Annotated in this window: 7 protein-coding genes and 3 pseudogenes; 6 read left to right on the forward strand and 4 right to left on the reverse strand. The window is 73.7% G+C overall.

Annotation, left to right across the window (positions count from 1 at the left end; genetic code table 11):
- The first annotated feature begins 29 nt into the window (after positions 1–29).
- Positions 30–1,094: a LacI family DNA-binding transcriptional regulator gene (locus AQI88_RS16830; protein ID WP_066999255.1), complete on the forward strand. Its 1,065-nt coding sequence runs from the start codon at positions 30–32 to the stop codon at positions 1,092–1,094.
- Here the strand turns inward: AQI88_RS16830 and AQI88_RS16835 are convergent.
- From AQI88_RS16835 to AQI88_RS16850, 4 genes are read right to left on the reverse strand one after another with little or no spacing between them, the layout of a single operon-like run.
- Positions 1,057–2,457, reverse strand: a complete 1,401-nt coding sequence (locus AQI88_RS16835; RefSeq protein WP_066999258.1) for a glycoside hydrolase family 32 protein — start codon at positions 2,455–2,457, stop codon at positions 1,057–1,059. The two genes, AQI88_RS16830 and AQI88_RS16835, sit on opposite strands and share 38 nt — an antisense overlap.
- On the reverse strand, positions 2,454–3,308 hold the full coding sequence (locus tag AQI88_RS16840) for a carbohydrate ABC transporter permease (RefSeq protein WP_066999261.1): 855 nt from the start codon (positions 3,306–3,308) through the stop codon (positions 2,454–2,456). The genes AQI88_RS16835 and AQI88_RS16840 overlap by 4 nt, the downstream gene beginning before the upstream one ends.
- Positions 3,309–3,322: 14 nt before the next feature.
- Positions 3,323–4,276, reverse strand: coding sequence for a carbohydrate ABC transporter permease (locus tag AQI88_RS16845; protein WP_066999264.1), 954 nt, complete (start codon positions 4,274–4,276; stop codon positions 3,323–3,325).
- The gene (locus tag AQI88_RS16850; protein ID WP_067000007.1) at positions 4,273–5,682 is read right to left on the reverse strand and encodes an extracellular solute-binding protein; all 1,410 of its coding nucleotides are present in this window, start codon (positions 5,680–5,682) and stop codon (positions 4,273–4,275) included. The genes AQI88_RS16845 and AQI88_RS16850 overlap by 4 nt, the downstream gene beginning before the upstream one ends.
- 155 nt (positions 5,683–5,837) lie before the next feature.
- On the opposite strand from AQI88_RS16850, the gene AQI88_RS16855 reads away from it, so the two are divergent.
- The 5 genes and pseudogenes from AQI88_RS16855 to AQI88_RS45045 all read left to right on the forward strand — a co-directional run.
- Entirely contained in the window at positions 5,838–7,394 is a 1,557-nt protein-coding gene (locus AQI88_RS16855; protein WP_066999267.1) for a glycoside hydrolase family 32 protein, read from the forward strand.
- A 90-nt stretch (positions 7,395–7,484) separates the two neighbouring features.
- On the forward strand, positions 7,485–8,678 hold the full coding sequence (locus AQI88_RS16860) for a cytochrome P450 (protein WP_066999270.1): 1,194 nt from the start codon (positions 7,485–7,487) through the stop codon (positions 8,676–8,678).
- A 196-nt stretch (positions 8,679–8,874) separates the two neighbouring features.
- A pseudogene (locus tag AQI88_RS45040) lies at positions 8,875–13,311 on the forward strand (type I polyketide synthase); the annotation flags it as partial.
- A 169-nt stretch (positions 13,312–13,480) separates the two neighbouring features.
- Positions 13,481–21,040: pseudogene (locus AQI88_RS47050) on the forward strand (SDR family NAD(P)-dependent oxidoreductase); the annotation flags it as partial.
- A gap of 61 nt (positions 21,041–21,101) precedes the next feature.
- A pseudogene (locus AQI88_RS45045) lies at positions 21,102–21,221 on the forward strand (TauD/TfdA family dioxygenase); the annotation flags it as partial.
- Positions 21,222–21,223: the final 2 nt, after the last annotated feature.

Genomic DNA, 21,223 nt, shown 5'->3' on the forward strand with positions numbered 1-21,223 from the left:
GACGGGTGGGGACGAGGGCGGCGGACGGCATGGGCGGCGGCACGGACACGAACACCGGGAGCGGCGGACGGCCCACGTCACGGGACGTCGCCCGGCTCGCCGGCGTGTCCCACACCGCGGTGTCCTTCGTGTTCAACGGCCGCGCCGAGGGCAACCTCTCGCCCGCGACCCAGGAACGCATCCGGCAGGCGGCCGCCCAGCTCGGCTACCGGCCCGACCCCGTCGCCCGCGGCCTGCGCCGCCGCCGTACGGCCGTGATCGGACTGGTCACCGACGAGATCGCCTCGTCCCCGTTCGCCGGGCGACTGCTGCGCGGCGCGATGGAGACCGCCTGGGACAGCGACCATCTCGTGCTCACCGTCGACTCCGGCGGCGACCGGGCCAAGGAGGACGCGGCCGTCGCCGAACTCCTCGACCGACGCGTCGACGGCATCATCTACGCGGCCATGTCCCTGCGCCGGGTCCGCGTCCCCGAAGGGCTCCACCGCACCCACTCCGTGCTGGCCAACTGCCTGCCCGAGGACGACTCGCTGCCCGCCGTCATCCCCGCCGAGCGGGCCGGCGGCCGCACGGCCGCCCGGCTGCTGCTGGAGGCGGGCCACCACAGGATCGCGCTGGTCGGCGGGCACGACGACATCGCCTCCGTCGAGCGGCTGCGCGGCTTCCGGGACGCGCTGCGCGCCGAGGGCATCACCGTGCCCAAGGAGTGGGTGGTCCGCACCGGCGGCGAGATCACCAGCGGCCACGAGGGCGCCCGCCGTCTGTTCGACGGCACCGCACCGCACCGCCGGCCCACCGGGATCTTCTGCTACAACGACCGGGTCGCGGCAGGCGTCCTGCACGCCGCGACCCGGTTCGGCATCGCCGTACCCGAGGACCTGTCGGTCGTCGGCTACGACGACCAGGAACACATGGCCGCCTTTCTCACCCCGGCCCTCACCACGGTCGCGCTGCCGCACCGGGCGATGGGCGAGGCGGCGACCCGGCTGCTGCTCGACTCCATCGACACCGGCCGCACCCCGCCCGCCACCGTCCGCCGGCTGGCCTGCCCGGTCGTCAGCCGCGCTTCGGTGGGACCTGCTCCCACCCGCTGACCTCGGCCTCCCCGTCGACCACCAGCTCGGCGACATCGTCCGGGCCGCGGTACACGCGCTCGGTCACCATCGCCCGGTCCTCGACGAACAGTTCGAGCAGCGAGCCGTCCACGAGGACGCGGACCGTGAGCCGTGGCCCCGGCGGGAGGGGCACGGTGATCGGGGCCGAGCCCTCGGCGCCCGCCCGGGGCCAGCCGCTGCGGTCCAGCACGACCGTGCCCGCGTCCGGGGCCAGCCGGATCGTGAGCGCCCGCTCCGCCGTCCGCAGCAGGGTGACGGTCGTGCGGTCGCGTGCGGTGACGATCAGGTCGTAGGCCTCCGGAAGCAGCACCCGGCCCGGGCCTGTCGCGAACGGCTCGGGCGCGCGCAGGAGTTCCAGCTCCGGGGCGGGGGTGACACGCAGCGATCCGTCCGGATGGACGTCGACCACTCGGGGTGCGCTGAGCACACCCGCCCAGCCCGCCTGCCGGACAGCAGAGTCGGCCCGCGCCTCCCACGACCAGCCCCACATCAGGGCGCGATCGGGCTCCTGGAGGACCGCCGGGGCGTAGAAGTCCCGTCCGTGGTCGAGCCGGCCGCCGGTGCGCGGCGCCAACCGCAACTCGCCTTCCTCGCCGGTCTCCAGACGGCCCGTCAAGTACCCGGTGGTGCAGGGTTCCCCGTCCCACAGGGACACCACCAGGACGTGGTCGCCGCCGCGCGTCTCGTACAGCTGCGGGCACTCCCAGCCGACCGCCTTGTCGCCGAACGCGTCGGCGGCCACCGGGTCGTTGCCGTCCAGCAGCACTCCGGCGAAGCGCCACTCGGTCAGCTCGTCGCAGTCGTAGAGCAGGACCGACGCGGTGCCATCGGCGTGCCCGGCGCCGACGAGGGCCCAGCGGCGGCCGGCGTGGCGGAAGACGAAGGGGTCGCGGAACATCACCACGTCGTATCCGGCGGGCGGTCCCGCCACCACGGGAGTGGGCAGCGGGCGCCACCGCAGGAGCCGGTCGTCGTCCGGGTCCGCCGCCCGGGCCAGACAGATCGTGCCGAGACCGGTGTGGGCGTGATCCACTCCGGTGTAGACGGCGGTCGGCGTGCCCGCGTCGTCGACCACGCAGCCCGACCAGCAGCCCGCTTCGTCCGGGCCGCCGGGTGTCGGCGTGAGAGCGATCGGATGGTGCTCCCAGTGGACCAGATCGGCGCTGGAGGCGTGGCCCCAGTGGACGTTCGCGTGCACCGGTGCTGCTGGGTTGTGCTGGTAGAAGAGGTGGTGGCGGCCGCGCCAGCGGAAGGGCCCGTTGGGGTCGTTGATCCAGTGGGCCGGCGGGCGGACCCTGAAGCGCGGGGCGTGCGGGTCCGGGGCGGGAGCGGCGAGGCTCAACGGTTGACTCCTGCGGAGGTGATGCCCTCGCGCAGAGGGCGCTGGCCGACGAGGAACACGGCGACGGCGGGGAGCATCGAGAGGACGACACCGGCGAGGACCACCGAGATGGAGCCGGTGCCGAGGTTGCCCTGGAGGGAGACCAGACCCAGCGGGAGGGTGTAGTTCTGCCCGGAGGTCTCCAGGATCAGCGGGCGGAAGAACTCGTTCCAGTGGTAGTTGAAGGCCAGTACGCCGACGATCGCCAGGCCGGGAGTGGCCAGCGGCGCGTACACGGACCGGAAGATCCGCCAGGGCCCGGCGCCGTCCAGCATCGCCGCCTCGCCGAGGTCCTTCGGCATGCCGAGGAAGTACTGGCGCATCAGGAACGTGCCGAACGCGGTCGGGAACGCCGGAATGATCAGCCCGAGCAGTGTGTCGGTCAGACCCATCGACTTGAGCACCAGGAACACCGGAACGATCGTGACCTGCAAGGGGACCATCATGGTCGCCAGGACCAGACCGAACAGCGGCTTCTTGAAACGGAAGTCGAGCCGGGCGAACGCGTAGCCCGCAAGGCCCGCCGTGATCATCTGGCCGACCGCGATCAAGGCGGTCACCAGGGTCGAGTTGAGGGCGAGCAGCCAGACGTCGATCTGGTCGAACACCCCGTGGTAGGCGGCGGTGCTCGGATGGGTCGGAATGATCTGCGGCGGCAGGTTGAACGAGTCCGCCGGAGTGCGCAGCGAAGTGGAGACGGTCCAGATGACCGGGCCGAGGGTCAGCAGCGCGCACACGGCCAGGCCGGCGATCCGCGCCCACGGCCCGAGCGAGTACCGGGCACGGCTGAGGGACAGGGTTGCTTGGCTCAAGGGACTCACCCGGCTCACTGGTAGTGGACGAAACGCCGGCTGAGCCGGAACTGGACGGCGGTCACCGCCATGATCAGCACGAACAGCAGCACGCCCACCGCGGACGCCTCACCGAAGCGCAGCTGCTCGAAGGCCCTCTCGTAGATGACCATCACCACCGTGCGGGTGGAGTCGCCGGGACCGCCGTCGGTGAGCACGTACGGCTGCTCGAAGACCTGGAGCGCGTTGATGATGCCGACCACCGAGGCCACCAGCAGGGTGGGGGAGAGCAGCGGCAGCGTGATGGACAGGTGCTTGCGCAGCCCGGTCGCGCCGTCGAGGGCGGCGGCCTCGTGGATCTCCTTCGGGATGTTGTTCAGCCCGCCCACGAACAGCAGGAACGAGAAACCGAACTGCTGCCACACGTACACGATGATCACCGTGGCCAGCGCGCCGTGCTCGGACGTCAGCCAGGGCACGGGAGCGATCCCGAACCACCCGATCAGCCAGTTGATCACTCCGAAGTCCTGGTTGAACAGGTACTTCATCACGACCGAGATGGACGCGGCCGACAGCACCAGCGGGAAGAAGAACGCCGAACGGAACACCGAGCGCAGCCAAGTCGGCATCCGCCCGTTCAGGGTGAGCGCGAGCGCCAGAGCGATCAGGAGCTGCGCGGCGACCGCGAAGACCATGAAGACGAGCGTGTTGCGAAAGGAGACCAGCACGGTCGAATCCGTGAACACCTCACGGTAGTTGGCCGTTCCGGCGAAGCCGGGCGAGTCGATCACGTTCCAGTGGAAGAGGCTCAGCACGACCGAGCCGATGATCGGTACGACCGTGAAGACGACGATGCCGACCACCGTGGGCGCCAGGAACAGCGCGGCCAGCAGCCGAGTCCCGCGTTCGCGCGCCGAGGGCCGCTCCGCGACCGTGCCCGGAGCGGACGCGGCCCGTGGCCGCACAGCGGATACCTGAGTGTTCGTCATACATCACGCTCCATGGCCTTCTCCAGATCGCCCTGCATCCGGCGCAGCGCGGGCCCGACCGAGCGCGGGCTCGCCAGGGCCGTCCCGGTGTGCTTGAGCAGCACCTGCGTCACCTCGGCGACCTGCGGTGGGGCGGGAATCGGCCCGGTGTCGGGGAACGTGTCGAGGGTGTCGTAGAAGACCCGCCAGTGGGCCGGGCCGGTCTCCTGGTAGCGGGCCCCGGTCAGCATGGAACGGCGGGCCGGGGTGGTCTGGTTCGTGGTGAACAGCCGGGTCAGGGTGTCCCGGCGAGCCGAGTACTTGATGAATTCCCAGGCCGCGTCCTGCTTCTTCGACGTGCGCAGCAACGCGTATCCCGCCGCGCCGAACTGGTGGCGCCGGGTGCGCCAGCGGGGGAAGTACTGCACGTCGAAACCGTCGTCCCGCAGGCCCGCCAGGTGCAGACCGCCCGCCCAGAAGCCGCCGGCCGGCGTGACCCCGACCCGGCCGGTGGAGAAGACCCCGATGAGGTTCTGGCCGTTGCCGCCCTCGGGGCGGGTGCACAGGTCCTCCTGGATGAGCGAGGCCAGATAGTCGTACGCCTCCGCCACCCGGTCGGCGGTGGCCTGCGGGGTCGTCCAGCGGAAGCCGCCCCCGCGTCCCTGCCGCTGCGCCGCCGGATAGAAGGAGTCCCACAGCCAGGCACCCCCGGGCGCCTTGGACTCGGCCAGCAGGTTGGTGCCGTTCGCGAACAGCCAGGGCACCACCCCGCCCCACAGCCGGTTGGTCCAGAAGTACGGCGTGAAGTGGGAGTCGCCGGCCTTCTTCATGCGGCGCAGCAGGGCCGTGAAGTCGTCGCGGGTCCAGTCGGCCGCCGGGAAGTCGGCGCCCGCCCGCTTGAGCACCTGCGTGTTGAGGTACATGTCGGCCGCGTTGAACTCGATCGGCAGCTGGTACAGGCTGCCCTCGTACATCATCGACTCCACCAGCGAGGGGTGGACGTCGGCGAAGTACTCCTTCAGCTCCGCGGCGTCCCGCTTCGCCCAGCGGTCCAGCGGCACACCGAGGTGCCGCGCGAACAACTGCACGCCCTCGGTGGCCACATAGACCAGGTCGGGCGCGGTGCCCGCCGCGATCTGGGTGAGGATCTTGGCGAAGAAGTCCGACCAGTCGACGGCCTGGACCGCGTTGATCCGGACCCTGATGTCGGGATGCAGCTTCCGGAAGCCCTCGACGAGGGCGCGGATCCCGTCCGGGGAGAACGCGGAACCCAGGGTCGCGACGACGAGCGAGCCGTCGTTGCGGCCCGGGATGTCGTTCCCGGTGAGCCGGTCCCAGCTCGCGGCGGTACCGGCCAGCGCGGCGGCTCCCGCGCCGTACGACCCGTACCGCAGCAGCGCGCGGCGGGAGAGGTGCGAGTCGGTCATCAACATGCCTAACTCGTGTTAGTAAGGTGTGATGCCCAGATGATGAGAAGCGGGTCACAGCGCTGTCAAGGTGCGCGAACGCTTGACCTTTAACGAGTTAGGTCTACAGTCCTGGTTTCACGTGAGCCGCCGTTCGTTGTGAAAGGGACGATGTGATGGATGGGTTGACCAGGAGAGCCCTGTTCGCCGGATCCGCGGTGGGTGCCACCGCCGCACTGCTGCCCGCGGCGCCCGCCGCCGCGCAGCCGAAGCCGAAGTCCGCGGGCAGCTGCGTGAGTTACCGCGCCGCTTACCACTTCACCGTCCCCGGCCAGTGGAAGAACGACCCCCAGCGCCCGGTCTGGATCGACGGCGAGTACCGGTACTACTACCTCTACAACGCCGACTACCTCGCCGGCGGCGAAGTGGGCACCGCCTGGCGCCTGGCCACCAGCACCGACCTGGTCTCCTTCACCGACCGGGGCATCGCCGTGCCCAAGGACACCACGGTCAACGGCGACGTGTGGTCGGGCTCGGCCGTGGTCGACACCGGCAACACGGCGGGCTTCGGGGCGGGTTCGGTGATCGCCGTCGTCACGATGTCACCCGGCGGCGGCACCGGCCACCAGGAGCAGTTCCTGTACTACTCCACCGACGGCGGCCGCACGTTCACCAACCACGGCACCGACCCCGTCCTGCCCAACCCGGGCGTGGCCGACTTCCGCGACCCCAAGGTGATCCGCGACGAGGACGACGACCGCTGGGTGATGGCCCTGGCCGAGCACAACAAGATCGGCTTCTATCACTCGGCGGACCTGAAGTCCTGGACGTACGCGGGCGGTTTCGTCAAGGACGGCATCGGCGTGCTGGAGTGCCCCGACCTGTTCCGCCTCACCGCCGACGACGGCACCGCGAAGTGGGTGCTGGGCGCGAGCGCCGACGGCACCGCCTCCGGACTGCCCCCCACGTACGCGTACTGGACCGGTTCCTTCGACGCCGGCGCGTTCACCGCCGACTCGGCCGATCCGCAGTGGCTCGACCACGGCTGGGACTGGTATGCGGCGGTCACCTTCGACAAGCGGGACGCGGCGGGCTCGGTGGATCCCGCCGCACGGTACGCCCTCGGCTGGCTGAACAACTGGGCCTACGCCCAGACCACCCCCACCATCGACGCCGACGGCTTCAACGGCACCGACTCCGTCGTCCGCGAGGTCACACTCAAGAAGTCCTCCTCCGGCGCCTACTACCTCGCCTCGCAGCCGGTCGCCGCACTCGACGCGTACGTCTCCCGCACGCTCGACCTCGGCGACCTCACCGTCGACGGCTCCCGCCTCCTCGACTACAGGGGCATCTCCTACGAGCTGACGACCGAGATCACCTGGTCGCAACTCACCGGCGCAGGAGCCCAGTTGCGCCGCTCACCGGACGGCGGACGGCACATCGACGCCGGTGTCTACCGCGACTACGCCTTCCTCAACCGGCGCGGCACCGTCAATCCCGACACCAGCGGCACCCGGCAGGAGAGCCACTCGCCGTTCGACCCCTCCGCGGGGCGGGTGCGGCTGCGCATCCTCGTCGACCGCACGTCCGTCGAGATGTTCGTCGACGACGGCCGGTACGTGCACTCCACCGAGGTGTTCCCGTACCTGGTGGACGACCGGCTGGCCCTGTTCTCCATCGACGGTACGGCGGTCTTCCGGAACACCGTGATCCGGGAGTTCTCGGCCGGCTGAAGCCGCTGGACCGTCAGCGGGGGATCAGGAGTGCATCAGCCCGGCCCGCCACCATGGACGGCACCCTTGCAGCCCACCGGAGGACCAGCCATGTCCGAAGGCTCAGCCGAGCTCGCCGAGTGGCCGATGGCGCGCTCCTGCCCCTTCTCCCCACCGGACCAGTACGCCCAACTGCGCGAACAGCCCCCCGTGAAGGTGCGCATCCGAGGGGGAGAGGCGTGGCTGGTCACCCGCCACGACCACGCCCGTCTGGTGCTGAACGACCCCAGGTTCAGCGCCGACGACCAGCACCCCGGCTTCCCGATACGGGTCCAACTGCCGCCCGCTCCCCGGATGATGTCCTTCAACCGGATGGACGATCCGGACCACGAGCGGCTGCGCCGGATGGGCACCACCGAGTTCACCGCCCGCCGCACCCGCGCGCTGCGGCCCTGGGTCGAGGAGGTCGTCGGCCGGCTCCTCGACGCTCTGGAGCAGGGACCCAACCCGGTCGACCTGGTGCACAACTTCTCGCTCCGGCTCCCCTCCCTGGTCATCGGCCGCCTCCTCGGCGTGGCCGAAGGGGACGAGGCCGCCCTGGCCGAACAGACCGAGACCGTGCTGTCGCAGGAGGCCGAGCCGCAGAAGATCTATGACGCCTTCGTCGGGATGACCGAGTACCTGGACCGCCTCGCCACCGACCGGGAAGGCGCCCCGCGCGACGACCTGGTCAGCCGGCTCGCCACCAAGTACGTGGCGACCGGAGAGCTCTCCCACGAGGATCTGGTGGCGATGGCCCGGATGTTCCTCGTCGCGGGACACGAGACCACCGCGCACCAGATCAGTCTGAGCGTGCTCAGCCTGCTGTGCGCACCGGACCAGCTGGCCGAACTCCGCGAGAGGCCCGAGCTGTTCCCGTCCGCCGTCGAGGAACTGCTGCGCTACTGGTCCATCCCGCAGGACAACCAGGCCAGAGCCGCCGCCGTCGACGTACACCTGGACGGGGCGGACATCCGCAAGGGCGACGGTGTGATCGTCGCGATCCCCGGTGCCAACCACGACGAGGCGGTCTTCCCCGGCGCGGGCACGGTCGACATCCACCGTGACGCGCGGCGCCACGTCGCCTTCGGCCACGGCAAGCACCTCTGCCTGGGCGCCCCGCTGGCCCGGATGGAGCTCGAGATCGCCCTGCACTCCCTGTTCTCCCGCTTCCCCACCCTGCGCCTCGCCGTGGACCCGCGGCAGGTCGCCTTCCGGGAGAACTCCATCGTGTACGGCATCAGGGAACTGCCCGTCGCCTGGTAGCCCACCGGGCTCACGGTGGCGCATCAGCGGCTGGAGGAAGGTGAGCGTCATGACAGGAGCGTCCGAAGACGGTACGTGGTCAGACACCGGGACCGCTGCCGGTCCGGCCGAGCCGCTGACCCGGCGGCCGGCCGCAGCGGACCCGCCCGGCCGGCTCCCCCTGCTGCTCGACCTGGTGATCCGCCAGGTGCGGGAGATCCTGGGCCAGGTGGCGCCCGAGGAGATCCACGGGCACGAGACGTTCCGTGACCTCGGTCTCGGCTCGCTCACCGGCGTGGAACTGCGCAGGCGGCTGGGCGAGGAGACTGGTCTGCAGCTCTCCTCCACCGCGGTCTTCGACCACCCGACCCCGGACGACCTCGCGGCACACCTGCTGACGGAACTCCTCGGCCAGGGGCCGAAACCGGCGCCCGCGGCCGCCGCACCGGTGCCGGCGCCGGGGGCGGGAGGGGACGAGCCGATCGCGATCGTCTCGATGGCGTGCCGTTTCCCCGGTGGCGTCGAGTCCCCCGAACAGCTGTGGCGGCTGGTCGTCGACGGCGTGGACGCGGTATCCGGATTCCCCACCGGACGCGGCTGGGACCTGGAGGAGCTGGCGGGCGCGGGCCCGGACCGGCCCGGGCGCAGCCACACCCGCGAGGGCGGCTTCCTGTACGAGGCGGACCGGTTCGACGCCGCCTTCTTCGGCATTTCGCCGCGCGAGGCGCTGGCGATGGACCCGCAGCAACGGCTCGTGCTCGAGGCGTCCTGGGAGGCGCTGGAGCGGGCCGGCATCGCCCCGGCGACGCTGCGCGGCAGCCGGACGGGCACCTTCGTCGGCTGCGCGCACACCGACTACGGTACCGATCTGGGCCGGGCGCCCGAGGGCATGGAGGGACATCTGGTGACGGGCGGCGCCGCGAGCGTGCTGTCCGGCCGGGTCGCCTACACCCTCGGCCTCGAAGGCCCCGCCGTCACCGTGGACACGGCCTGCTCCTCGTCGCTCGTCTCGCTGCACCTGGCCGCGCAGTCGCTGCGGGCCGGGGAGAGCACGCTGGCGCTGGCCGCCGGAGTCACCGTGATGGCCACGTCCGGCGGGTTCATCGGGATGAGCCGTCAGGGAGCACTCGCCGAGGACGGCCGCTCCAAGGCCTTCTCGGCGGACGCCGACGGCATGGGCATGAGCGAGGGCGTCGGCGTGCTGCTCCTGGAGCGGCTCTCGGACGCCCGTACCCACGGCCATCCGGTCCTCGCGCTCGTACGGTCGTCCGCCGTCAACCAGGACGGCGCGAGCAACGGGCTGACCGCACCCCGGGGCGTGGCACAGGAACAGGTGATCCGCCAGGCGCTCGCCGCGGCGGGCCTCGCGCCCGGCGAGGTGGACGCCGTGGAGGCACACGGCACGGGCACCCCGCTGGGCGATCCCATCGAGGTGCGCGCCCTGCAACGGACCTACGGGCGGGAGCGCCCCGCCGACCGGCCGCTCTGGCTGGGTTCGGTGAAGTCGAACATCGGCCACACCGCCGGGGCCGCGGGCGCCGCCGGGGTCATCAAGACGGTGCTCGCGCTGCGCCACGGCGTGCTTCCCCGCACCCTGCACGCGGACCGGCGCTCCGCCGAGATCGACTGGACGGCGGGCGCGGTCGACCTGCTCACCGAGGAGCGGCCCTGGCCCGAGACGGGGCGCCCGCGCCGGGCCGGGGTGTCGTCGTTCGGCATCAGCGGTACGAACGCGCACGTCATCCTGGAGCAGGCCGGCACCGGGGACACGTATGGCACCGAGGCCCCGGATACGCACGTCGCCGACGGCGGCCCCGTGGTGTGGGTGGTGTCCGGGCGCGGTTCCGGAGCGCTGCGCGCACAGGCCGCACGCCTGCGGGAGTACGTGCGGGCGCGGCCCCGGCTGCGGCCGGTGGACGTCGGGTACTCGCTCGCGACAGGCCGTTCGGCCTTCGAGGACCGGGCCGCGATCGTGGCCCCGGACCGTGCCGGGCTGCTGCGCGGGCTCGACGCCCTCGCCGCCGGTGAGGGCGCGGCGGAGCTCACCGAAGGGGTGGTGAACCGGACCGGCAACACCGTCTTCGTCTTTCCCGGGCAGGGCTCCCAATGGGCGGGCATGGCAGCGGAGCTGCTGGACTCCTCCACCGTCTTCGCACGCCGGCTGGAGGAGTGCGACCAGGCCCTCGCACCGTATGTGGACCACGCGGTGCGGGACGTACTGCGCCAGGCTCCCGGAGCGCCCTCCCTGGAACGGGTGGACGTCGTGCAACCGGTGCTGTTCGCCGTCATGGTGTCCCTCGCCGAACTGTGGCGTTCCGTCGGAGTGGTGCCCGACGCCGTGCTGGGCCACTCGCAGGGCGAGATCGCCGCGGCCTGTGTGGCCGGGGCGCTGTCCCTTGCGGACGCGGCACGGGTCGTCGCCCTGCGCAGCCGGGCGCTGGTGGACGCAGCGGGCAACGGCGGCATGCTCTCCGTGGGCCTGCCCGCCGACGATGTGCGCGGCGAACTGCCCCGCTGGCAGGGGAGGTTGTCCGTCGCGGCCGTCAACGGGCCGGCCTCCGTCGTCGTCGCGGGCGAGGACACCGCCCTCGACGCGTACGCGGCCCGGTGCGCGGAACGCGGGCTGCGGGTCCGCCGGATCGCCGTGGACTACGCCTCGCACTGCGCCCAGGTGGAGCCCCTGCGCGAGCGATTGCTCGCCGAGCTGGCGGACCTCGCGCCGGGCGCCGCCCACACCGCGTTCTACTCGTCGGTGACCGGCGAGCTGATCGACACCACGGGTCTGGACGCCGGCTACTGGTACCGCAACCTGCGCAGCACCGTGGAGTTCGAACGCGCCACCCGCTCCCTGCTCGCCGCGGGCCACCGGCTCTTCATCGAGGTCAGCCCGCATCCGGTGGTCACCCTGGGAATCGAGGAGACCGTCGCGTCCCTCGGCGACACCTCCTTGGGCCGGGCCGCGGTGGTGGGCACGCTGCGCCGTGACGACGGGGGCGCCGGCCGGTTCCACAGGTCACTGGCCGACGCGCAGGTCAACGGCGCCACCCCCGACTGGGAGGCCGTGTTCGCCGACCGGGGCGCGCGGCGCGTCGACCTGCCCACCTACGCCTTCCAGCGGCAGAGCTACTGGCTCCCGCCCGTCGCCGGCCACTACACCGGCCTCACCTCGGCCGGTCTCGAGGCCGCCGGACACCCCTTGCTGACCGCCGCCGTCGGCCTCGTGCAGTCGGGCGGGCTGCTGTTCACCGGGCGGCTGTCCCGGCGTGCCCAGCCCTGGCTCGCCGAGCACGAGGCCGGCGGCAGGGCCGTGCTGCCCGGGGCCGCCTTCGTGGACCTCGCTCTGTATGCGGCCGCCCGCTCCGGCTGCGGCGGTGTACGGGAGTTGGTGCTGGAGGCTCCCCTGGAGCTTCCTGCGGACGGCGCCGTACAGGTACAGCTTGCGGTGGGCGCGCCCGCCGCCGACGGCGTACGGCCGCTGGACGTGTACGGCCGGCGCGCCGATGCCGGCCCCGCAGAACCCTGGGGCCGGTACGTCACCGGCACCCTCGGCACACCGGGCACGGCCGGCGCCCAGGCCACGGGCACGTGGCCGCCCGAGGGCGCCGAGCCCCTCGCACTCGACGGCCTGGACGACCGCTTCGCCGACGCGGGCGTCCGCTACGGCCCCTCCTTCCGGGGCCTGCGGTCGGTGTGGCGGCGCGGCGACGACGAACTGTTCGCCGAGGTCGCCCTGCCGCTGCCCCGGCGCTCCGAGGCAGGCCGCTTCGGACTGCACCCGGCGCTCCTGGACGCGGCACTGCAACCGCTGGCCCTGGCCCTGGACGGCTCCGGCGAGGGGGCGCAACGCCCCTTCTCCTGGCACGACATCACGCTGCACGCCCCCGGACGCACCGCCGTACGGGCCGCGCTGCGCCGCACCGGCGCCGACCGGATCGCCGTGGAACTGACCGACGAGGACGGGCGGCCGGTCGCCGTACTCGGATCCCTGGTGCTGCGGACACAGACGGCCACCCCGGGCTCGGCGGACCTCGTGCCCGCCGTACGACTTCCCTCAGGCACCGAGCCGTTCGGCGGGGCCGGATCCTTCCCCGCCGTACCTGACGGCGGCGGGCGGTGGACGGAGCGGCTGGCCGGTCTGGACGAGGCCGAACAGGTACGGCTGTTGCAGGAACTCGTACGCACCCAGGCCGCTGCGGTGCTGGGCCATCCGGACAAGAACGCCGTCCTGGCGGACCGCGCGTTCCGCGACATCGGCTTCGAGTCGCAGACGGCGGTCGAACTGTGCAACCGGCTCAACTCCGCGACCGGCGTGCGCCTGCCCGCCGTCTCCGTCTTCGACCATCCCACCCCCGGGCTGCTCGCCCGTCGGCTGCGGCAGGAGCTGTCGGTGAGGGGCGGTGCGGCGGCCGCAGAACCACTGTTCGACCGGCTGGACGCCCTGGAGGCCGCGCTCGGCGCCGCCGACACCGACACGCTCACCCGGGCCACGGCACGCCTGCACGCGCTGCTGTGGAAGCTCGAGGACACGACGACGGACTCCGCGCCGTCGGCATCCCACGCCCACGAGGGCGGCGAGGCCGGGACCGAGGACCTCTCCGCGGTCTCGGACCTGGAGATGTTCGCCCTCATCGACAAGGAGTTCGGCCCGGCGTGACCCGCCGCCCGCCGCTCCCGCCCCACCGCCGTCACGAACCCTGCCCGGCCCGCCGCCCGTACCCCCACTGCTGAGGACTGGAACCGAGATGGACACTGACGAACGGATGCGCGGCTATCTCGAGCGGATGGTCGGTGAGGTACGGCGCTCGCAGCGCCTGCTCGCCGAGGCCGAGGCCAAGGCCCACGAGCCGATCGCGATCGTGGCGATGAGCTGCCGGTACCCCGGCGGCATCCGGTCCCCCGAGGACCTGTGGCGGTTCATCGCGGCCGACGGCGACGCCGTCAGCGGATTCCCGGTCGGGCGCGGCTGGGACACCGCGAAACTGTACGACCCGAACCCGGACCACCCCGGCACGACCTATGTCCGCGAGGGCGGCTTCCTGCACGACGCGGAGGAGTTCGACGCCGAGTTCTTCGGCATCTCGCCGCGTGAGGCCCTGGCCATGGACCCGCAGCAGCGGATCCTGCTGGAGACGGCGTGGGAGGCGTTCGAGCGGGCGCGGATCGATCCGGCCACCCTGCGGTCCACTCCCACCGGTGTCTTCGTCGGCTGCAACGGCCAGGACTACGCGGCCCGGCTGACCCGGACCCCGCCGGCCGCCGAAGGACTGCTGGCCACCGGAAACGTCGCGAGCGTCATGTCCGGGCGGATCGCCTACACCTTCGGCTTCGAGGGACCGGCCGTGACGCTGGACACCGCGTGCTCCTCGTCGCTGGTGGCGCTGCACCTCGCCGTTCAGGCGCTGCGCCGGGGCGAGTGCACGCTGGCGCTGGCGGGCGGCGTCACGGTGATGTCGTCGCCGGTGTCGTTCGTGGAGTTCAGCCGGCAGCGGGCGCTGGCCCGGGGCGGCCGGTGCCGGCCGTTCGCCGAGGGCGCCGACGGGATGTCGCTGGCCGAGGGCGTGGGCCTGCTGGTCCTGGAGCGGCTGTCCGACGCCCGGCGGGCCGGACACCGCGTCCTCGCCGTGGTGCGCGGCTCGGCCGTCAACCAGGACGGCGCGAGCAACGGGCTCTCCGCTCCCAACGGCCCCGCACAGCAACGGGTGATCGCCCAGGCCCTGGCCGACGCGCGGCTCGCGCCCGAGCAGGTGGACGCGGTGGAGGCGCACGGCACCGGAACCGCCCTCGGCGACCCGATCGAGGCCCAGGCACTGCTGTCCGCGTACGGGCAGGGCCGGCCCGCGGGCCGCCCGCTGTGGCTGGGCTCGGTGAAGGGCAACATCGGTCACACCCAGGCCGCTGCCGGGGTGGCCGGCGTCATCAAGATCGTCGAGGCGCTCGGACACGGGGTGCTGCCGCCCGGCCGCGAGGTCGCGCAGCCCTCCACGAAGGTGGACTGGTCGTCCGGCACGGTGCGCCTTGCGGCACAGGCCGAGCCGTGGGAGACGGCCGGGGCGCCGCGGCGGGCGGGCGTGTCCTCGTTCGGCATCAGCGGCACCAACGCACACGTGATCATCGAGGAGTGGGCGGAGAGGGCAGAGCGGGAGCAGGCGGAGCGGCCGGGCCCGGCGGCGAGCGTGGGGGCCGGCCCGGGATCTGGTTCCGGGGCGGGCCTGGCCGAAGTGGAGGGCGCTTCCCAGCCGGGCCAGGCAGGAGGGGAGCGCGGTCCTGGGCCGGGGGAGAAGGAGAGCGAGCCGCCCACTCTCGTACACCGCGAGCCCGCCGGCCGCGTTCACCGGGAGTCAGCCGGCCTCGTTCACCGTGAGCCGACCGGAGCTGTCCAGTCCGAGGGGGTCGTCCCCGTCCAGGCCGAGCCGGCCGGATCCGTACAGCCAGAGGCGGCCGGATCCGTCCAGTGCTGGTCGCTCTCCGCGCTGAACGAGGTCGCGCTGCGCGCCCAGGCCGAGCGGCTGCGTGCGCAGGTCGTGGCGCGGCCCGCGGAGGATCCCGCGGCTGTCGCCCAGGCGCTGGCGACGACCCGCACCGCCTTCCCGCACCGGGCCGCGGTGGTGTCGGGCGACCGGGCCGGCTTCCTGGCCGGGCTGGACGCGCTGGCCGACGGACGTCAGGCGCCGGGGCTGGTGCGCGGCACGGCGGTCGCCGACGCCAAGGTGGCCTTCGTCTTCCCGGGGCAGGGCGCCCAGTTGGCGGCGACGGGGCTCGAACTGCTGGACTCGGCACCGGTGTTCCGCGCCGAGATCGAGAAGTGCGAGGCCGCGCTCGCGCCCCACGTGGACTGGTCGCTGACCGACGTGCTGCGCGGCGCGCCGGGGACACCGCCGCTGGGCGGGACGAGCGTGGTGCAGCCGGTGATGTTCGCCGTCAATGTGGCGCTGGCGGCGCTGTGGCGTTCGTACGGGGTGGAGCCGGACGCGGTGACCGGGTCCAGCCAGGGCGAGGTGGCCGCCGCGTACGTGGCCGGCGCCCTCACCCTGGACGACGCGGCGCGGATCATCGCGCTGCGCAGCCGCGCGGCCGCGGGCATCGTGACCGACCGAGGCGCGATGCTCTCCGTCTCGCTCCGCCGCGAGCAGCTGGAAAGCCGCCTGGAGCGGTGGGGCTCACGCCTGTGCGTCGCCGCGTACAACGGCCCCACGTCGCACGTCGTCGCCGGTGACGAGGACGCGGTGGAGGAGCTGCGGACGGCGCTGGAGGCGGACGGGGTCCGGGTGCGCCGGATCACCGCGACCTTCGCGTCCCACTCCCGGCACGTGGAACCGATCGAGGAACGGCTGCTGCGCGACCTGTCCGGCCTCACCGGGCGACGGTCCGAGGTGCCGTTCCACTCCACCGTGAGTGCCGGACCGTTCGACACCCGTGGGCTGGACGCCGCGTACTGGTACCGCAACCTGCGCCGGCCCGTCGAGCTGGAGCGGACGGTACGCGGCCTGCTGGAGCAGGGCTTCACCCACTTCGTCGAGGTGAGTACGCACCCCGCGCTCGCGTTCGCGCTGCGCGAGACGTTCGAGGGTGCCGCCCGTCCGGACGCCTCGGCCGTGCCGTCGCTGCTGCGCGACGAGGGCGGACTGCGGCGCTTCGTCACCTCGGTCGCGGAACTGCACGTAGCCGGCGGCCCCGTGGACTGGGCGAAGCCCGCAGAGGGCCGTCCGGCGGACGCGGTGGATCTGCCCACCTACGCCTTCCAGCGCAGCCGGTACTGGCTGGAGGACGCCGTCGACGAGGCCGGCCGGGCGGGCGGCTCACCGGCCGAGGCGGAGTTCTGGCAGGCCGTCGAGCAGGGTGACGTCGCCGCGCTCGCCGAGCTGGTACGGGCGGACGGCCTGGACGACGCCACGCCGCTGAGCGACCTGCTGCCGGCCCTCACCTCATGGCGGCAGCGGTCCCGCGAGGAGATCCCGCTGGACGACTGGCACTACCGCATCACCTGGATGCCGCTTCCCGGGCCGGCCCCGGGGGCGGCGGCCGGCACCTGGCTGCTCGCGGTCCCGGCCGGGGCCGGCGCCGAGGAGACCGCCGGGCGGGTGGCGCGGGAACTCACCGAGCGCGGCGGTCGCGTGGTCCGCTGCGACGTCGACACCCTGCACGGCGACCGTACCGCCCTCGCGGCCCGGTTGAGCGACGCGCTGGCGGGGGAGCCCGCCGCGCGCGGCCTGGTCTCCCTGCTCGGGCTCGACGAGCGCCCGCACCCCGGTCACCCCGCCGCCCCGGCCGGCGCGGCGGCCACGCTGACGCTGCTGCACGCGACGCTCGACGCCGAACTGGCCCTCCCGCTCCACCTGGTGACGCGCGGCGCGGTCTCGGTCGCCGACACCGATCCGCTGACCAACCCGGCGCAGGCCATGGTCTGGGGCATGGGGCGGGTCATCGCCCTGGAGCACCCCGACCGCTGGGGTGGTCTGATCGACCTGCCCGCCACGGCCGACGCACCGTGGGCGGGGCGGCTGGGCGCGCTGCTGACGGGCGGCGGCGAGGAGGACCAGGTCGCGCTGCGGCCGTCCGGGACGTACGCCCGGCGCCTGGTCCGAGCCGAGGCCGGTCAGACCACCGCGGCCGGCTGGCGGCCGAGCGGCACGGTCTTGGTGACCGGCGCCACCGGCACGCTCGGCCCGCACATCGCCCGCTGGCTGTCCGGCCGTGGCGCGGAGCACCTGGTGCTGACCAGCCGGCGCGGCGCCCAGGCCCCCGGCATGGCGGAGCTGCGCGGCGAACTGGGCGCGCTCGGCACCCGGGTGACGGTGGCGGACTGCGACATCGCCGACCGTACGGCGGTCGCGGAGCTGCTCGCCTCGCTCAAGGAGCAGGGCATCAAGGTCGGGACGGTCATCCACGCCGCGACGCTGATGGACCTCGCGCCGCTCGGCGACATCGACGTGGCCCGGTTCGAGGAGTCGCTCACCGCGAAGGCCGCCGGCGCGGATCACCTCGCCGAACTCCTGGACGGCGAGGACCTGACCGACTTCGTCCTCTTCTCGTCCGTCGCGAGCATCTGGGGCAGCGGAGAACACGGCGCGTACGCGGCGGCCAACGCCTACCTCGACGCGCTCGCCGAACAGCGCAGGGCCCGCGGGCTGCCCGCCACCTCGGTGGCGTGGGGCGTGTGGCACGTACAGGACCCCTACCGGCCGAAGGCGGTGGACCCGGAGCAACTGCGGCTGCGCGGGCTGCCGTTCATGGCGGCCGGCCCGGCCTTCGACGCACTCGGGGCCGCCCTGGACCGGGGCGAGGTGTGCGTGACCGTGGTGCCCGTGGACTGGGACCGCTTCGTCACAGCGTTCACCTCGGCCCGCGCCAGGCCGCTGCTGTCCGGCGTCCCCGAGGCCCGGCGCCTGATGGAGGCGGCCGCGCGCCGCACGAGCGAGGCGGACAGCGCAGCACAGCCCGACGAGCCGGCGGCGCTGCGCCGGAGCCTGGCCGCCCTCACGGAGCAGGAGCGTGAGAGCGCCGTACGGGACCTGGTGCGGTCCGTCGTCGCCGAGGTGCTCGGGCATCCGTCGGCCGAGTCCGTCGCGGCGGACCGCTCCTTCCGGGAGCTGGGGCTCGATTCGCTGGGCGCGGTGAACATCCGCAACCGACTCAGCGCGGCGACGGGCCGGCCCGTCCCCGCCACCCTCGTCTTCGACCACCCGACGCCGGCCGCGCTCGCCGACCACCTGCGCACCGAGTTCCTGACACCGGCCGAGCCCCCGGAACTGCCCGCACCGCCGCGGCCGCCCGAGCCGCCGGCCCCGACCGCACGACAGCAGGAGCGGCCCGCCCCCGCCGTCCGCCGCACGGTGCCCGACGACCCTGACCATGGCGCGCAGGCCGTCACCGATCCCGTCGCGATCGTCGGCATGGGCTGCCGGTTCCCCGGCGGCGTCCGCACCCCGGACGAACTGTGGGAGCTGGTCGCCTCCGCAGGCGAGGCGATCACCGGCTTCCCCGCCGACCGGGGCAGCGGCGAGGGCGCGCGGACGGGCCGCGAGGCTCCGCTGGGCGGATTCCTCCGGGACGCCGGCGCGTTCGACGCCGAGTTCTTCGGGATCTCCCCGGACGAGGCGTCGGCCATGGACCCGCAGCAGCGGCTCCTGCTCGAGACGTCCTGGGAGGCGATCGAGCACGCCGGGATCGACCCCCTCTCCCTGCGCGGCAGCAGGACCGGCGTCTTCGCCGGAGCCTCGCACAGCGGTTACGCGGCCGGCATCATCCACCACGCGGGCGGCAGCGCGCTGGACCGGCTGCCCCGGGACCTGCCGGCACACCTCGGCGGCGGCACCACGGCCAGCATCGCCTCGGGCCGGGTCGCCTACACCCTCGGCCTCGAAGGGCCCGCGATCACCCTGGACACCGGGTGCTCCTCCGCCCTGCTCGCCCTCCATCTGGCCTGCCGCGCCCTGCGCGAGGGGGAGTGCACCCTCGCCCTGGCGTCCGGGGTGACGGTGATGGCGACGCCGGTGCTGTTCAGCGGTCTGTCCACGTTCCTCGGCCTGGCACCCGACGGGCGCAGCAAGTCCTTCGGCGCCGACGCCGACGGCATGGGCCTGGCCGAGGGCGCGGGCACCCTGCTCCTGGAGCGGCTCTCGGACGCACGGCGCCTCGGGCACCCGGTGCTCGCGGTGGTGCGCGGCAGCGCGGTCAACCACGTCGGGGCGGGCAACGGGCTGAGCGCGCCCTCGGGCCCGGCGCAGCAGCGGGTGATGGCTCAGGCGCTGGCGGACGCCGGGCTCGATGCCGCCGGGATCGACGCGGTGGAGGGCCACGGCTCGGGGACCGCGCTCGGCGACGCCATAGAAGCGCAGTCCGTCATCTCCGCCTACGGAGGCGCACGCCCGGCGGACCGGCCGCTGTGGCTGGGTTCGGTGAAGTCGCACCTGGGCAACACCCAGTGCGCGTCCGGAGCGGCCGCCGTCATCACCATGGCGCTGGCCATGCGGCACGGCGTGCTGCCGGCCTCGCGCGGTGCGGACCGGCCGTCCGAGCAGGTGGACTGGTCGGCCGCCGCGGTGCGGCCGCTGGGCGAGTCCGTGCCGTGGCCGCGCGCCGACCGGCCGCGCCGCGCCGGCGTCTCCTCGTTCGGGGCGAGCGGCACCAACGTCCACCTCGTCCTCGAAGAGGGTCCGGTACCGGAGAGGGAGTCCCAGGGCATGCCCCAGGAGACCGCCGCGCTGCCGTGGGTCCTGTCGGCACGCAGCACGGCGGCGCTGCGGGAGCAGGCCGCCCGGCTGGCCGCGCATCTGTCGGCACATCCGCAACTCGGCACCCAGGACGTGGCGTTCACCCTGTCCGCGGGCCGGGCCGCGCTCCCGCACCGGGCGGCGGTGACGGGAACGGACCGCACGGCCCTGCTGCACGGGCTGACCGCGCTCGCGGCGGGCCGGACGGCCCCGCCCCCGGTCCACACGGGCGAGGCCGCCACGGGCCGGCGGGCACTGGTGTTCCCCGCCTTCCCGGGCTCCGGCACCGGCGGCGCGACGCAGCCCTGGGCGGCGTCGGCCATCGGCCAACTCGCCCAGGAATTCCCGGCGTTCGCGGTCGCCGTCGGCGAGGTGCGGCAGTACGCGCCCGAGCTGGCCCTCTCGGAATTCGCCCTCCAGGTCGGGCTGTTCCGGCTGCTCCAGGCGTGGGGCCTGCGGCCGGACTGTGTGCTCGGCCAAGGGCTCGGCGCGCTCCCGGCGGCCCACGCGGCAGGGGTGCTGTCCCTCGCCGACGCGTGCGTGCTGCTGACGGCGGACACCGGCGGCGACGCCCTCGACCGCGTCACCGCCGAGACAACCTACGCGGCCCCCCGGCTCCCCGTCCTGGAGGAGAACGGTGCGCCGGTGGCGGCCGACCGCCTGCGTTCGCCCGAGCACTGGGCCGCGCTGCTGCGGGCACCCGGAGCCCGCGGGCGGTCGGGGGCGGCGGCCGCACAGTCCGGACCGCCCGCACCCGGGCTGCGCGGCATCGTCCTCGACGCCCGGACGGCGGCCTTCGCCGACGGCACGGTCCTTGCGGTCCAGCACACCGTGCTGGACTCCGAACGGCCCGCTCCGGACGCCTTGTTCGCCACGCTCGCGGAACTCTTCGTGGACGGTGTGGGGTGGAACTGGCCCGCGGTGTTCACCGGCCGCCCGGTGCGCCGGGTGGAGCTGCCGACGTACGCCTTCCAGCGGGTCCGGTACTGGCTGGACACCCCGCCCGCAGCCGAGGGCACCGACCCCGCCGACCGGGTGTGGGCGGCCGTCCGCAGTGGTGATCCGGGCGCCCTGGCCGCCGCGCTCGGCATCGAGGGCCAGGGCCGGGAGCGACCGCTGGCGCAGGCGATCACCGCGCTGGCCGCGGTGGCCGGACCGTCGGGTCCCCGGTAGCCACCGGCACCGTACCGGCCGGCACGAGCCCGCGGGGCTCTGTCGCCGAGGGTGTCGAGGTCTGCTGGAGCAGGCGGTCCGCCCCGAGTACACGGTCCGCTTGCGCTGGGAGCCCGGCAGCGTCGCCTTCTGGGACAACCGGGCCACGAGCCACCTGGCCCCCAGCCGCAACGCCCACCTGGA

It is taken from the genome of Streptomyces cellostaticus (assembly GCF_001513965.1).
Classification (GTDB): domain Bacteria; phylum Actinomycetota; class Actinomycetes; order Streptomycetales; family Streptomycetaceae; genus Streptomyces; species Streptomyces cellostaticus.